This window comes from Streptomyces sp. NPDC005195 (assembly GCF_040608315.1).
GTDB classification, from domain to species: Bacteria; Actinomycetota; Actinomycetes; order Streptomycetales; family Streptomycetaceae; genus Streptomyces; species Streptomyces kaempferi.
In genome coordinates this window covers 48,664-61,451 of sequence record NZ_JBEXHZ010000001.1, presented here as the reverse complement: position 1 = coordinate 61,451, position 12,788 = coordinate 48,664, and the positions used below count along the sequence as shown (strand labels likewise).

Genomic DNA, 12,788 nt, shown 5'->3' with positions numbered 1-12,788 from the left:
GGCGGCCTGGGGCGACACTTGTGCGGCCCCCCAGGCTCTAAGAGGAAGGTGCCCGCGTGCCCCGCCGCAGAATCGGCTTCTGGTACCGCTTCGCAGCGGTTCTCTGCAAACCGCCGCTCGTGGTTCTGATCAAGCGGGACTGGCGCGGAATGGAGAACATTCCGGCCGAGGGCGGATTTATCACCGCGGTGAACCACAATTCGCATGTGGACCCGTTCGCGTATGCCCACTACCAGTACAACACCGGGCGTGTTCCGCGTTTCCTGGCCAAGGCCGGGCTTTTCAGGAAGGGATTCGTGGGGGCCGCGATGCGCGGCACCGGACAGATCCCCGTCTACCGCGAGAGCACCGACGCGCTGAGCGCCTTCCGGGCCGCGATCGACGCCGTGGAGCGCGGCGAATGCGTCGCGTTCTACCCCGAGGGCACCCTCACACGCGACCCCGACGGCTGGCCGATGACCGGCAAGACCGGCGCCGCGCGGGTCGCCCTCCAGACCAAGTGCCCGGTGATCCCGGTCGCCCAGTGGGGCGCCAACGAACTGCTGCCGCCGTACGCCAAGAAGCCCAACCTCCTTCCGCGCAAGACCCACCAGGTACTCGCGGGTCCCCCCGTGGATCTCTCGCGCTTCTACGACAGGGAGATGAGCCCGGACCTCCTCAAGGAGGCCACCGAGGTCATCATGGCCGCCGTCACCGCGCTGCTGGAGGAGATCCGCGGCGAGAAGGCGCCCGAGACGCCCTACGACCCGCGTCAGGTGCGGATCGAGCAGCGCCGCCGCACCGCGGCCCAGGAGACGGCCCAGGAGAAGGCCGAGGCGCAGGCACAGGCCCATGCCCAGGCCCGGACCCACGCCCAGGGCACGGCGCAGGTACAGGCACAGCGGGAAGAGGGGCAGAGCACGTGAGCAAGCCCGTCAAGGCGGCCGTCTTCGGGTCCGGGTCGTGGGGTACGGCCTTCGGCATGGTGCTCGCCGACGCGGGGTGCGAGGTCACCCTGTGGGGGCGGCGCGCGGAACTCGCCGAAGCGGTCAACTCCACGCACACGAACCCCGACTACCTGCCGGACGTCGAACTCCCCGGGAACCTGCGGGCCACCACCGACGCCGCCGAGGCCGCGCGCGGCGCCGACTTCACCGTGCTCGCGGTGCCCTCGCAGACCCTGCGCGCCAACCTCGCCGACTGGGTACCGCTGCTCGAGCCGGACACGGTGCTCGTCTCCCTCATGAAGGGCGTCGAACTCGGCTCCGCCATGCGGATGAGCGAAGTGATCGAGGACGTCGCCAAGGTCGGCGCCGACCGCGTCGCCGTGGTCACCGGGCCCAACCTCGCGCGGGAGATCGCCGCCCGGATGCCGGCCGCCGCGGTCGTCGCCTGCACCTCCGAAGCGGTCGCCCAGCGCCTCCAGGCCGCCTGCCACACCCCGTACTTCCGCCCGTACACCAACACCGACGTGGTGGGCTGCGAACTCGGCGGCGCGGTCAAGAACGTCATCGGTCTCGCCGTCGGCATCGCGGACGGGATGGGCCTCGGGGACAACGCCAAGGGCTCGCTCATCACGCGCGGGCTGGCCGAGACCACCCGGCTCGGGCTCGTCATGGGCGCCGACCCGCTGACCTTCTCCGGACTGGCGGGCCTCGGTGACCTGGTGGCCACCTGCTCGTCGCCCCTCTCGCGCAACCACACCTTCGGCACCAACCTCGGCAGGGGCATGACCCTGCAGGAGACCATCGCCGTCACCAAGCAGACCGCCGAGGGCGTCAAGTCCTGTGAGTCCGTGCTGGATCTGGCCCGCCGGCACGGCGTCGACATGCCCATCACCGAGACGGTCGTCGGCATCGTCCACGAGGGCAAGCCGCCGGTCGTCGCGCTCAAGGAACTGATGTCGCGCAGCGCGAAGCCCGAACGCCGCTGAGCCGTCGCAGTGCCGCCGCGGCACCGGCCGGAGCGGGCTTCACGGCGGCTCCCGCGACACCGGGGATCAACGCTGTGCGACCACTCGCGCGACGCTGAGCAACGGCCGCAGCGGGGCGCTGACTCAGCGCCGTACCACCGGGTACTCTCAACGCGATATGAGCACCGAGAACCTCCCCCAGAGCCCTGAGCAGGCGCCTCGCAAGCCGCGCGTGGCCGTCGTCTTCGGCGGGCGCAGCTCCGAACACGGGATCTCCGTGGTCACGGCCGGCGCCGTCCTGCGCGCCATCGACCGTACGAAGTACGACGTCCTGCCGATCGGCATCACCCTGGACGGCCGTTGGGCGCTCACCGCCGACGAGCCGGAACGGATGGCCATCGTCGACCGGCGGCAGCCGAGCGTGGACCTCCTCGCGGAGTCGGACGAGGGCACCGTGATCCTGCCCGTCGACCCGTCCAACCGCGAAGTCGTCTACAGCGAGCCCGGATCCGTCCCCAAGGCCCTGGGTGAGGTCGACGTCGTCTTCCCCGTGCTGCACGGCCCGTACGGCGAGGACGGCACGCTCCAGGGTCTCCTGGAGCTCTCGGGGGTCCCGTACGTCGGCTCGGGCGTGCTCGCCTCGGCCGTCGGCCAGGACAAGGAGTACATGAAGCGGGTGTTCACCTCCTTCGGGCTGAAGGTGGGCCCGTACACGGTGATCCGTCCCCGCGAGTGGGAGCTCGACCCGGCCGGCGCCCGCAAGCGGATCGCGGAGTTCGCGGGGGAGCACGGCTGGCCGCTGTTCATCAAGCCCGCCCGCGCCGGCTCCTCGTTCGGCATCACGAAGGTCGACTCCTTCGAGGGTCTCGACGAGGCCTTCGAGGAGGCCCGGCGCCACGACCCGAAGATCATCGTGGAGGCGCTGCTGCGCGGCCGCGAGATCGAGTGCGGGGTCCTGGAGTTCGAGGACGGCCCGCGCGCCAGCGTGCCGGCCGAGATCCCGCCGGTGCAGTCCCACGACTTCTACGACTTCGAGGCGAAGTACATCGACTCGGCCCCGGGCATCGTGCCCGCGCCGCTCACCGAGGAGCAGACCGCCGAGGTGCGGCGCCTGGCGGTCGAGGCCTTCGACGCGGCGTCGTGCGAGGGTCTCGTCCGCGCGGACTTCTTCCTCACCGAGGACGGCGAGTTCGTGATCAACGAGATCAACACGATGCCGGGCTTCACACCGATCTCCATGTACCCGCGGATGTGGGAGGAGACCGGGGTCGGCTACCCGGAGCTGGTCGACCTCCTGGTGCAGGCGGCGCTGCGGCGCTCCACGGGCCTGCGCTAGTCACTGGAACCGGGCCTTTCCGGTCCGGTCCGGTCACTCCGGCGGGTCCGGTCGGGTCCGGTCCGGTCACTGCGGTCGGGTCCGGCCACTCCGTACCGGCCCGTTCCGGCCGGTTCCGTCAGGTTCCGTCCGTTCGTCTCAGTCGGCGATCCCCGCGGGGATCGCCTTCTTGATGGGCGCTGCCAGATCGACGAGCGCGGCCGAACCGTCCCGCTCGGCCCACTTCTTCGGCACGCTGACCTCGACGTACGCTCGGCGCAGGCTGCTGGTGAAGCGGAACGCCCCGTCGCTCCGCTTCTCCATCAGCCAGCCGACGCCGTTCACCTCGCCGCTGAGCGCGTCCTCGTCGCTCATCTTCGAGGGTCGTTCGACACCGCAGCGCAGTATGATCGCCGGGCTTCCCCAGCCCGCGGTCAGCGCGGACCGGGGCTCGGGATCGTTCCGGTCGAGGCCGTCCACCTTCCTCGGCAGCACCTTGTCCAGGTTCTGGCACAACGCGGAGACCTTCGCGTCAGGACCGGGAACCACGGCCGAGGCGCCGCCGTCTGCTGAGGAGCAGCCCGTGGCGGAGATCAGCAGGGCGAGAACGGGCAGCCCGAGAAGAGTGGTGTGCCGGTGACGGGAAGAGTTCACCGGCCAAGGGTAGACGGGGGCTAGAGGTGCACCACCGGGCAGGTCAGGGTGCGGGTGATGCCATCCACTTGCTGGACTCTCGCGACCACCATGCGGCCGAGATCGTCCACGGTGTCGGCCTGGGCCCGCACGATCACGTCGTACGGTCCTGTCACGTCCTCGGCCTGGATCACCCCCGGGATCTTGCTGATCGTCTCGGCGACGGTCGACGCTTTGCCGACCTCCGTCTGGATCAGGATGTACGCCTGTACCACGGAACCTCCAGGGCGGCCACGAGGATCATGTGGGGAAAAGGAACGCCACGGTATCGCGTCGCCGCTCGCCGCGGGGAGACCCGCGGTGACTGGGGCTTGCGCGCCGGGGTGCGCGGACCGCACACGTTGACGGTCAACTCGACCGTACCGAGGACAGAGACGGCTCGCTACCGGGCACCGGTAGCGGCAGAGGGAGCAGTACGACGATGAAGGGCACCGTGGGCGAGTTGGGGGAGTTCGGGCTCATCAAGGAGCTCACTTCGCGTCTCACCACCACCCCGGCGGTCCGGGTCGGCCCGGGCGACGACGCCGCGGTGGTGGCCGCGCCCGACCGCAGGGTCGTGGCGAGCACCGACATCCTCCTGGAGGGCCGGCACTTCCGCCGCGACTGGTCGACGGCGTACGACGTGGGGCGCAAGGCGGCCGCCCAGAACCTCGCGGACATCGCCGCGATGGGCGCCGTACCGACCGCGCTGCTGCTCGGTCTCGTCGTGCCGGCCGAACTGCCGGCCACCTGGCCGTCCGAGATGATGGACGGGCTGCGGGACGAGTGCCAGGTCGCGGGCGCGGCCGTGGTCGGCGGCGATGTCGTACGGGGCGACACCATCACCATCGCGATCACCGCGCTCGGTGATCTGCGCAACCACGAGCCGGTGACCCGGGGCGGCGCACAGCCCGGCGACGTGATCGCCGTCACGGGCTGGCTGGGCTGGTCGGCGGCCGGGCACGCGGTGCTCTCCCGCGGCTTCCGTTCGCCGCGGGCCTTCGTCGAGGCGCACCGGCGCCCCGAACCGCCGTACCACGCGGGTCCCGCGGCCGCCGGGCTCGGCGCGACGGCGATGTGCGACGTGAGCGACGGGCTGATCGCCGACCTGGGGCACATCGCCGAGGCGAGCAAGGTCAGGATCGACATCCGCTCGGGTGCCATCGACATCCCGTCGCAGATGAACGACATCGGCCAGGCCGTCGGCGTCGACCCGATCCAGTGGGTGCTGACCGGCGGTGAGGACCACGCGATCGTCGCGGCCTTCCCGCCGGACGTGAAGCTGCCCGCGCGCTGGAAGGTGATCGGCGAGGTCCTCAACCCCTCCGCGCTGCCGCAGGTCACGGTGGACGGCGCACCGTGGACCAGCACGGGCGGCTGGGACCACTTCGGCGACATCGAGTCGTGAGACCGCCGGGGCCGGTGCGGTGCGCGTCGAGGACGTGCGCCGCGCTTCCCCCTGGGCGTCCGTGGCCTGTGCGCCGTGAGTCTGTGTCCCGTGCGCGCCTGTGTGCGGACAGCAGAAAACCCGCCCACCGTGAGGTGGACGGGTTCAGTGCAAGCGAACCAGCAGTGGCCGCGCGCTGGCGGTTGTCAGCGCGTCACCTTGCCGGCCTTGATGCACGAGGTGCAGGCGTTCACGCGCTTCGGCGTCCCGCTCACCACGGTACGTACACGCTGGATGTTGGGGTTCCAGCGGCGGGACGTACGGCGGTGCGAGTGCGAGATGTTGTTGCCGAAGCCCGGCCTCTTGCCGCAGACATCGCAGTTGGCAGCCACGGGTCACTCCAAAGACTTCAGATGCACTTACGGTGGATCCCGGCATGCCGGGATCAAGATCTAGGATCTGAGTGGCGGTGCCAGGGGGAAGTCCCGATCGGAATCGGGCAACTGGAGCAGCATACAACGACTGCGTCCGGAGAACGAAACTACCATGGCCGCCCCGGGGTGGGCCCCGGCCCTCCTCCGGACCCGCTACCGACAGTAACCCCGCTCTGGGTCTACGCTGCGTCCCACGTCCAGCAGCTCAGGGAGGCGCAGGTGCCGCAGGTGCCGCAGACATTGGATGCTCTCGCGGTGCGCACCTGGTGCGGCCTCGCGCTGGAAGCGCTGGGACGGGCCCGCGAGGAGATCGACGCCATCAATGTCTATCCGGTGGCCGACGGGGACACCGGGACGAACCTCTATCTGACCGTGGAGTCGGCGACGGCGGCGGTGGAGGCGGTCTTCGCGGGCCACGAGACGGTCGCCGGCGCGGGCGACGGCCGCGCGGGGGAGGGGCGGCCCGCACTCGCCGACGCCGTGCGGGCGATGGCGCACGGGGCGCTGATCGGGGCCCGCGGCAACTCCGGGACGATCCTCGCGCAGCTGCTGCGCGGTATGGCGCTGGTGCTGGCCGCCGGCGGTGAGGGCGCTCGCACCGATGCCGAGGGACTCCGTCTCGCCCTGCGGCAGGCCGCCGACTCCGCGCGCGACGCCGTCGCGCACCCGGTCGAGGGCACGGTCCTCACGGTCGCCTCGGCCGCCGCCGAAGCGGCCGGCGGCGCCGAGGGGGACTGCGGCACGGTCGCGCGCGCGGCCTACGAGGGAGCGCGGGCGGCCCTCGTGGCGACCCCCCGGCAACTCGACGTCCTGGCCCGTGCCGGTGTGGTCGACGCGGGCGGACGGGGGCTGGTGGCGGTACTGGCGGCGCTGGTGGAGACGTTCACGGGGGAGTCCCCGCGCACCGGGTGGGCGCTGGGCGAGGTGCACGCGCGCGTGGCCGTGACGGCCGGGCCCGTGACCGGGGCCACCGCTGCCGCCGGCGCCCGTCCCGTTCCCGGCGTCGATGCCGGCGCCGGGCACGCCGGCGCCGGGTGCGTGGACGACCGGCCGGACGACGGAGTGCCGGCCTTCGAGGTCGTCTACCTCCTGGAGGCGGAGGACACGGCCGTGACGCGGTTGCGCGACCGGCTCGACCGCCTCGGGGACTCGCTCGTGGTCGTCGGCGGTGACGGACTGTGGAACGTCCACGTCCACGTGGACGACGCGGGCGCCGCGGTGGAGGCGGGCGTGGAGGCCGGGCGGCCGCACCGCATCAGGATCACGCACTTCGGGCTCGGTGACGCGCACACCGCGGGCGCGGCGGGGCTGCCGCCGCGGGAGCGGGCGCAGCGGGCCGTCGTCGCGGTGGTGCCCGGCGAGGGACTGGCCGGGCTGTACGCCGAGGCCGGGGCGACCACCGTGCTCGCGCGGCCCGGCGAGCCGCCCGCCAGCGGGGAGCTCGTGGACGCCGTACGGCGGGCCCACGCGCGCGAGGTGGTGCTGCTGCCCAACGACGCCGACCTGCGGCACACCGCGGCGGCCGCGGCCGAGCAGGCCCGTACGGAGGGGGTGCGGGTCGCGCTGATCCCGACCCGTTCCGCGGTCCAGGGCATCGCCGCGCTGGCGGTGCACGAGCCAGGCCGGCGCTTCGACGAGGACGTCGTCGCCATGACCTCGGCGGCGGGTGCGACCCGGTACGCGGAGGTGGCGGTCGCCGAGCGGCAGTCCTGGACCATGGCGGGCATCTGCCAGGCCGGTGACGTACTCGGTCTCATCGAGGGGGACGTGGCCGTGATCGGTGCGGACATCGCGGCCACGGCCGAGGCCGTCATCGACCGCATGCTCGCCGCCGGTGGTGAGATGGTGACGCTGGTCCTCGGTGACGAGGCGCCCGGTGCCATCGCCGCGCGTCTCGAATCGCGGGTCAGGGAGACGTACTTGGCGGTCGACACGGTGGTGTATCGAGGGGGTCGGCAGGGGGCGCTGCTGCTGATCGGCGTGGAGTGACGACGACCGCCGCCTGACCCGCCCCGGGAGCGGCAGCCCCTTGGCGGGGTTCGGGGCGGAGCCCCAGGGGGGCGGGTAGGGGCGGCAGGGGCGAAAGAATCCCGCCCCGGTCACCCCCCCCGCACCTCACTCCTTACCCCGCTCCTCCATCATCCGCAGCATGTTCTCCGCCTCGTCACGGCGCGCCCCCGCGGTCCCGTCCGCCTCCGGCGCCCCCGCGTAGGCGGACAGGACACCGCGCGCCCGCGCAGCCGCGGCGGCGGGCCGGAGCAGGTCCGCCTCCAGCCACCCCGCGGCAAGCTCCGCCCCGGTCCGCGCATCGAGCGCCTCGTCCCCCAGGGACGCGAACACCGATACGGCCCGCGTGACATGACCCAGTGCCTCCTCGAAGAGCCCCCGGGTGACGCCCTCCTGCGTGTCGTCGGTGACCGACCGGGCGACGAGGTCGCCGAACTGCCGGTGCGTGTGGCCGAGTTCGGAGACGAGACGGAGACGGGCCTGCGGGTCCTCCTCGCTCTCCGTCCCGGAAAGCACCCGCACCCCCTCCTCGCACTCCCGCACCGCCTCCGCCATCAGTTCCCGCGCCGCGTCCAGCCCCGCCCCCGTACGCAGGGACGCCCAGGCCCGCGCCCGCAGCGACCGGACCAGCGCGTGCACGTTGCCGAGGTCCCGCCACAGGTCGCCGGCCCGGGCGTACGCCCGCTCCGCCTCGGCGGACAGTCCGGCGCGGCCGAGCGCTTCGGCGGCGAGATGGGCGAGCATCGCGTGGTCGCGCTGCTCGGGCCAGTGCCGGGCGATGTCCGCGGCCCGCAGCCAGTTCTCGGCCGCGGCCCGGTGCTCGCCGAGCTCGGTGAGACAGTCGCCGAGCCACCACCGCGTCTGCACGATCGCACCGTCACCGTGCATGTCACCGGTCAGATCGGGCAGCGCCGACTCCAGGATCTCCGCGGCCTCGGCCCAACGCCTCTGCCGGAGCAGGAAGCCGCCCAGCTGGTGACGTGCCCAGGCCCCGAGCGTGGGCCCCTGTCCGGCCTCGTCGGCCCAGTGCGCGGCCTCCAGCGCGTGTTCCGCGGCAGCGGCGTCCTGCTCGGTCTCGCCGAGGATCTCGGCGAGCTGGAGGTGCAGTTGCGCCTGCCCCATCGGCTCCAGACGGGGCCCGCCGTGCTCCAGCGCGGCCCGTGCGGCCCGCTCGGCGCCCTCCGCGTCGCCCAGGTGCCGGGCGATTCCGGCGAGCCGGGACTCGTACTCCACGGCGAACGACGGCAGTCCGGCCGCGACGAACGCCTCCGCCGCGCGTCCGAGCAGTTCCGCGGCGGCCGCGGCGTCCCCGGAGTGCGCCGCGAGCTCGCCGAGCATCGCCTGCGCCTCCGCGGCCCGTGAGGCCATCCGTACGTCCGCGACGTGCGGCTCGGCGAGCGCCAGCAGCTCCCGTACGGCCGTCTCGGCGGCCCCGACCCCGTCGGCGTCGGCCGAATCGGCCCGGCCCGGCCCGGACCCGTCCGCGTCGCCGTCCTCCTGCACCCGGTGCACCAGGATCCGGGCCCGCCCCACCAGCACGGATGCCGTCTGGGACACCCCCGTCCCGCCGTCCGCGAACAGAGCGAGCGCCTTCTCGCGCAACTCGGTGACGGCCGCCAGCGCCTTCTCGGACCCGCCGACGAGGGCGAGGACGTAGGCGGCGCGGGCCCGGGCGGCGAGCGCCTCCCCGGGGTCGCCCGCCGCGTCGTACAGCTCCGCGGCCTCGTGGAAGAGTCCGATGCCCTCGGGCCCGCGCTCCATCGCCGCGTGGTCGGCGATCTCCGCGCGGTCGCGGACCTCCAGTTCCCGGCCCTCGGCGGCGCGCGAGACCGCCGCCCAGGCCGCCACCGCGTCAGGGCTGCGGGACTGCGACAGCCGCCGGGCCTCCGCGAGCAGCGCGGGCAGGTCCGGCCCGGTGGCCGGCTCGGGGCTGTCGTTCCCCGGCCGCGGTGTCCTGTCCGGGTTCGGGAGCGACCCGGGACGCGCGTCCGGGTCCGACGCCGCGACAGCCGGGGCCGGCGGTACGTTCCGTGCCGAGCGCACCCCCAGCGGCAGCCGGTCCACCAGCGGACGCTGGTCCATCCGCGCCCGCGCCCGCTCGCTGACGTACGACGTGCCGTTGCGCGCGTCGAAGCGCGCCGCGAGCGAAAGGGCCTGCTCGCGCGCGTGGACGGCGAGTTCGGCCGCTGTCCACGCGCGCCCGGCCGGTCCCGGTACCGTCCGTCCGCCGAGGCCGAGCCCGGTCAGGCGGTCCATCACCAGGGCGGTCACGGCCATGAAGTCGAGCTTGCTGCGCGGATCGCCGGAGTCCGTGAAGTAGGCGGGCCGCTCGGCGAGCAGTTCCAGGGCGCGCGCCTCGTTCCCCGACAGCGCGCAGAACTCCACGTGGTCCGCGTAGGCCGCGCGCATGCTCTCCATGGGGCGCACCAGACGCAGGCCACGGAGGTGATGGGCGCGGGCCTCCTCCAGGTGGCCCAGGCGCAGCAGCGGGACGAGGGAGGACGCCAGTACGGTGTGCGGCTCGTGGGCGCAGACGTGCTCGCCCTCCAGGACCGGGCGCCACACCTCCAGCGCCTGCGCGTCGCGGTCGCGCTCGGCCTGCCACCATCCCTGGCTGTGCAGTTCGCACGCGTGGCAGTTCGCCATGCTGTCCCGGTCGGCGGCGAGCCAGGCGGCATAGGCCCGCTCCGCGCGCTCCGTGTCCCCCAGGTGCGCGGCCACGCTGAACTCGGCACCGCGCACGGCCCGTTCGGAGTGACCGGCGAGCCGGTAGCGGTACTCCATCTCGCCGAGCCACTTCTCTATGGAGGCGAGCGGGATGTGCGGCTGGTCGAGCATGCCGGCCGACATCCACTTGAAGACCCAGTGCAGCGAGTGGATCTCGTACTCGTCGAAGTCCTCGGGGTGCTCGTCCCACAGGCGCAGCAGGCGCGCGAAGGGGACGAACATCTTGTCCTTCTCGGAGCTGTAGTTGTAGACCTTCAGCTGGTGTCCGAGCGCTTCGATCACGGCGAGCGGGATGTCCAGCTTCTCCGCCTCGGCGAGCAGCTGTTCGGCGCGCGCGTTGCGGGCGGGCCCCTCCGGCTGCTCGTAGTTGTCCCCCATCGCCTGGCGCAGGGTGTCGAAGTCCATGGCCGGGCCGCTCATCCGCGGTCGTCCTCTCCGGTGTCGGTGTGGGTGGCCCATTCCAGGAGGCCGATGAACGCGCGGTTCAGGAGCGCCGAGTCGGCGGGCTGCAGCGGGCGCTGCGCCATCAGGAGGGCCTGGCCGTACAGGGACTCGGTGGCGGTGCCGATCAGCTCCGGGTCGCGCAGTGAGCTGATCCGCCGGATCAGCGGGTTGAGATGGTTGAGCACCAGACGCGCCCGTGGGGCGCTGCCGCGCAGCGAGCCGAGAATGCCCGCCCACAGGTCGTCCGCGTGCTCCTCCGCCTCCGCGCGGGCCTGCTCGTGGCGGGCCGCCCGGTCGTCCAGGTGCAGGGCCGGGACCGAGAGCGGGTGGAAGGCGCGCAACGACACGTCGCAGCCCAGCGGGTCGAGCTTGGCCCGCGCGGCCGCCAGGAAGCCCGAGAGGGCCAGCTCCTCGGCGGGGTCGATCGCGTCCAGGTGCGCCGTGACGGTGTCGGCGTCCAGCTCCGCGACCACCGAGCCCGGACGCACCGAGGGCAGCGCCTCCACGAGCTCGCTGTCGTAGGTGTAGCCGCCGTTGACGACACCGATGCCCTGCGCGGAGGCGATCGGCGCGACCTGGCGGTACTCCTCCACCGTGCGCGTGAAGTGCACCACCGGGTGGCGGAGCGCGAACTCCTCCAGGGACAGCCGTCCGTCGGTCGTCTCGAAGGGCAGCCACGGCAGCATCGTGCGCAGCATCTCGTTGTCGTGCCGCGCCAGTGACTTCACGCCCAGGTGGTGGACGGACAGGAAGGCCGCCAGCCGCTCCGGGTCACCCGCCGCGAGTCCCGTCAGCCACGACCGGATGCGCTCGCCGAGGGCCTCGCGCACGGCCGCCAGGGTCTCGTCCTCGTAGAGCGACTCGCGCGACGCGGTGGGCCGCAGACTGTCGGTGTCCAGGACACAGCGTACGAAGAACGCCCAGTCGGGCAGCAGCTGTTCGGCCCGCTCGGTCAGCAGCATGCCCTTCAGGTGCACCCGGTGGCTCGCCCGCTGCGCGGGGCTGACCGCGGTCGGCAGGACGTACGCGACGCCCCGTACCCCCGCGAGCGGCACGTTCAGTTCGATCGAGTCCAGCGGAGTGAAGCCGAACAGCTCGCGGCAGTGTCCGGCCAGGGCCACCCGGCGGGTGGCGGGGCTCGGATGGGCGCGGTCCCAGGGCGCGGGAAGGTTCGCGACCGCTTCGTCGCCGACGCGTACGTCGTACGGCAGCAGGGAGCCGAAGTCGCGGGCCAGGGACCGCACCCGCTCCTCCGTGAGCCACTCGCCCGCTCCGGCGCGCGCCACCAGGTGCACGGTGGTACCCGGTTCGGTACGGGCCTCGTGCGGCAGCGTGCGCACGGTGTACGAACCGTCGTCGGTCGCCGTCCACTCCACGGGCGCCGCGTCGGGCGTCCGGGCGCTGCGGCTGACGACGCGGATGCGCTCGGCGACCACGAAGCACGCCAGCAGTCCGATGCCGAACTGCCCCAGGAAGTCGGAGCGGGCCGCCTGGATGCCGTCGTCCCGCTTGGAACTGCGGCCGATCGTCGCGAGGAGACTGTGGACGTCGGACTCGGTGAGCCCGATGCCGGAGTCCTCCACGCGCAGGGTGCCGCCCGCCGCGTGCAGCCGCACGGTGGCGGGCGCGTCCGGCTGTTCGGCGCGCCGGGCGGTGATCGCGTCCACGGCGTTCTGCAGCAGTTCGCGCAGATAGACCTTGGGACTCGAGTACAGGTGATGGGAGAGCAGGTCCACCAGACCACGCAGGTCGACCTGGAACGAGTGGGGTGACGGGGAGGCCTGTGAGGGCTGTGAGGTCTGGGAATCCATCGTCGCTGCGCCGAGGGTGGGGGGACGGGCGACGGCGCGGGGTCGGGCGGTCCCGGCGGACGGTGACCGCGAAGAGGTCCGGAGCGCGTCATCCTAGGCC

At 72.9% G+C, this 12,788-nt stretch carries 10 protein-coding genes; 5 read left to right on the top strand and 5 right to left on the bottom strand.

Annotated elements, in window-relative coordinates:
- Nucleotides 1-56 precede the first annotated feature (56 nt).
- The 3 genes from ABZV34_RS00280 (at nt 57) to ABZV34_RS00270 (ending at nt 3,227) form a co-directional block, all read left to right on the top strand.
- Entirely contained in the window at nt 57-905 is an 849-nt protein-coding gene (locus ABZV34_RS00280) for a lysophospholipid acyltransferase family protein (protein ID WP_356269980.1), read from the top strand.
- Nucleotides 902-1,912, top strand: coding sequence for an NAD(P)H-dependent glycerol-3-phosphate dehydrogenase (locus ABZV34_RS00275; protein WP_356269978.1), 1,011 nt, complete (start codon nt 902-904; stop codon nt 1,910-1,912). The genes ABZV34_RS00280 and ABZV34_RS00275 overlap by 4 nt, the downstream gene beginning before the upstream one ends.
- A 157-nt stretch (nt 1,913-2,069) precedes the next feature.
- Nucleotides 2,070-3,227, top strand: coding sequence for a D-alanine--D-alanine ligase family protein (locus ABZV34_RS00270; RefSeq protein ID WP_356269976.1), 1,158 nt, complete (start codon nt 2,070-2,072; stop codon nt 3,225-3,227).
- Nucleotides 3,228-3,365: 138 nt separating this feature from the next.
- On the opposite strand, the gene ABZV34_RS00265 is transcribed toward ABZV34_RS00270, so the two are convergent.
- Together ABZV34_RS00265 and ABZV34_RS00260 are read right to left on the bottom strand one after the other, a co-directional pair.
- Nucleotides 3,366-3,860 (bottom strand): DUF3515 domain-containing protein, encoded by a 495-nt coding sequence (locus ABZV34_RS00265; RefSeq protein WP_356269974.1) that lies wholly within the window; start codon nt 3,858-3,860, stop codon nt 3,366-3,368.
- 20 nt (nt 3,861-3,880) lie between these two features.
- Nucleotides 3,881-4,114 carry an Lrp/AsnC ligand binding domain-containing protein gene (locus ABZV34_RS00260; protein WP_016432437.1) on the bottom strand — a complete coding sequence of 78 codons (234 nt, stop codon included), beginning with the start codon at nt 4,112-4,114 and terminating at the stop codon, nt 3,881-3,883.
- 206 nt (nt 4,115-4,320) lie between these two features.
- Between ABZV34_RS00260 and ABZV34_RS00255 the strand changes: the two genes are divergently transcribed.
- Entirely contained in the window at nt 4,321-5,286 is a 966-nt protein-coding gene (locus tag ABZV34_RS00255) for a thiamine-phosphate kinase (protein ID WP_356269972.1), read from the top strand.
- Between the two features lie 185 nt (nt 5,287-5,471).
- Here the strand turns inward: ABZV34_RS00255 and rpmB are convergent, their stop codons facing one another.
- Nucleotides 5,472-5,657: a 50S ribosomal protein L28 gene (rpmB, locus tag ABZV34_RS00250; protein WP_356269970.1), complete on the bottom strand. Its 186-nt coding sequence runs from the start codon at nt 5,655-5,657 to the stop codon at nt 5,472-5,474.
- A gap of 261 nt (nt 5,658-5,918) precedes the next feature.
- On the opposite strand from rpmB, the gene ABZV34_RS00245 reads away from it, so the two are divergent.
- Nucleotides 5,919-7,688: a DAK2 domain-containing protein gene (locus tag ABZV34_RS00245; protein WP_356269968.1), complete on the top strand. Its 1,770-nt coding sequence runs from the start codon at nt 5,919-5,921 to the stop codon at nt 7,686-7,688.
- A 126-nt stretch (nt 7,689-7,814) separates the two neighbouring features.
- Here the strand turns inward: ABZV34_RS00245 and ABZV34_RS00240 are convergent, their stop codons facing one another.
- Both ABZV34_RS00240 and ABZV34_RS00235 read right to left on the bottom strand, forming a co-directional pair.
- The gene (locus ABZV34_RS00240; RefSeq protein ID WP_356269966.1) at nt 7,815-10,853 is read right to left on the bottom strand and encodes a tetratricopeptide repeat protein; all 3,039 of its coding nucleotides are present in this window, start codon (nt 10,851-10,853) and stop codon (nt 7,815-7,817) included.
- Nucleotides 10,850-12,688 carry an HSP90 family protein gene (locus tag ABZV34_RS00235; RefSeq protein ID WP_356269964.1) on the bottom strand — a complete coding sequence of 613 codons (1,839 nt, stop codon included), beginning with the start codon at nt 12,686-12,688 and terminating at the stop codon, nt 10,850-10,852. The genes ABZV34_RS00240 and ABZV34_RS00235 overlap by 4 nt, the downstream gene beginning before the upstream one ends.
- Nucleotides 12,689-12,788: the final 100 nt, after the last annotated feature.

Excerpts from the sequence above, each read along its gene's own strand:
- ABZV34_RS00270 (WP_356269976.1), top strand. The coding sequence starts at position 2,070 with ATGAGCACCGAGAACCTCCCCCAGAGCCCTGAGCAGGCGCCTCGCAAG.
- ABZV34_RS00240 (WP_356269966.1), bottom strand. The coding sequence starts at position 10,853 with ATGAGCGGCCCGGCCATGGACTTCGACACCCTGCGCCAGGCGATGGGG.
- ABZV34_RS00255 (WP_356269972.1), top strand. The coding sequence starts at position 4,321 with ATGAAGGGCACCGTGGGCGAGTTGGGGGAGTTCGGGCTCATCAAGGAG.
- ABZV34_RS00235 (WP_356269964.1), bottom strand. The coding sequence starts at position 12,688 with ATGGATTCCCAGACCTCACAGCCCTCACAGGCCTCCCCGTCACCCCAC.